Source organism: Tenacibaculum sp. L6 (assembly GCF_028823685.1).
Lineage (GTDB): Bacteria > Bacteroidota > Bacteroidia > Flavobacteriales > Flavobacteriaceae > Polaribacter.
The window spans coordinates 1-646 of the sequence record NZ_JAPEHZ010000178.1; the positions used below are offsets into that span (position 1 = coordinate 1).

The following is a 646-nucleotide window of genomic DNA, read 5'->3' on the forward strand; positions in this document are numbered from 1 at the left end:
AAGCCTCTGTAAAAGAGACTTTTTGTTATTTATTTTTTTCTAGTATTCATCTTCGTTCCAAAGATAATCTTCTTCTGTAGGGTAATCTGGCCAGATTTCAACAATAGAATCGTACGCATCACCTTCATCTTCGATATCTTGTAAGTTTTCAACCACTTCTAGAGGTGCTCCAGTACGAATTGCGTAATCGATTAATTCGTCTTTAGTTGCAGGCCAAGGTGCATCTGCTAAATAAGATGCTAATTCAAGTGTCCAATACATTTCTTTATCGGTTTAATAAGATTTTCCGCAAAAATAATTTTTTTTTGTAAAAAGTCAAGTTTTTTTTAAAAAATGTGAATCAATAAAAAAAGAACTTCGTTAAAGCTTTTCAGGAATCCATTTAATTTCCTCAGCTTGTAAGTCTTGGGTCAACTTTCGTGCCAACACAAAAAGGTAGTCAGAAAGTCGGTTTAAATACTTCAAAACGGTGTCGCCAATCGTTTCTTCTTCGTTTAAAGCAACAGTTAATCGTTCCGAACGACGGCATACACAGCGGGCTATGTGACAAAATGACACGGTTTGATGTCCGCCTGGTAAAATAAAATGCGTCATTTGCGGTAAGTCGTTATTCATCAAATCAATTTCATCTTCTAAAAATTGAATA

2 protein-coding genes are annotated in these 646 nt (G+C 34.8%); both read right to left on the minus strand.

Features of this window, described 5'->3' with window-relative positions:
* Positions 1-39: 39 nt before the first annotated feature.
* Positions 40-261, minus strand: coding sequence for a DUF2795 domain-containing protein (locus OU788_RS12585; protein WP_274635479.1), 222 nt, complete (start codon positions 259-261; stop codon positions 40-42).
* Positions 262-360: 99 nt separating this feature from the next.
* Positions 361-646 (minus strand): ATP:cob(I)alamin adenosyltransferase (locus OU788_RS12590; RefSeq protein WP_274635480.1); only part of this gene is annotated, 286 nt, incomplete at its 5' end.